1 protein-coding gene is annotated in these 616 nt (G+C 69.2%); it reads left to right on the top strand.

Going from position 1 to position 616, the window contains the following annotated elements:
- The coding region (locus ACXJKJ_RS31090) for an EAL domain-containing protein (protein ID WP_457395429.1) at window positions 1-616 on the top strand (616 nt) is incomplete at both ends.

Below are 616 nucleotides of genomic sequence, written 5' to 3'. Positions count from 1 at the left end.
CGACCAGCCCGAGCGCCTGGCCGAGGCGATCACCCGCGGCTTCAGCACCCCGTTCCGCTTCGGGGCCGACGAGTTCGCGGTGACCACCAGCATCGGCATCGCGCGCGCGCCGCAGGACGGGCTGCGTCCGCAGCAGCTGATCCAGAACGCAGACATCGCCATGTACGACTGCAAGCGCCGCACCCGCAACGGCTGGCAGGTGTTTTCCCGGGAACTGGCGCAGCGCCAGAACGACCGGCTGCAGATCGAAAGCCGCCTGCACCGTGCGCTGGACGATGACGAGTTCCACCTGGTCTACCAGCCGCAGGTCAACCTGCACAACGGCCAGCTGGTGGCCGCCGAAGCGTTGATCCGCTGGCGCAACTCGCAGTTGGGCGAGCTGCGCCCGGACATCTTCATCGGGCACGCCGAAAGCACCGGCGACATCGTGCGGATCGGCTTGTGGGTGCTGCGCGAGGCGTGCCGACAGGTGCGGGCGTGGCAGGATGCCGGGCTGGGCATCGTGCGAGTGGCGGTCAATGTGTCCTACCGCCAGTTCGTCGGCGAGGACCTGGCCCGCAACGTGGGCCAGGTGCTGGACGAATTCGGCCTGCCCGGCACCGCGCTGGAGCTGGAG

Source organism: Roseateles sp. P5_E1 (genome assembly GCF_054049335.1).
The sequence above is the reverse complement of the archived record's forward strand: the minus strand, read 5'-3'. Positions and strand labels throughout refer to the sequence as shown.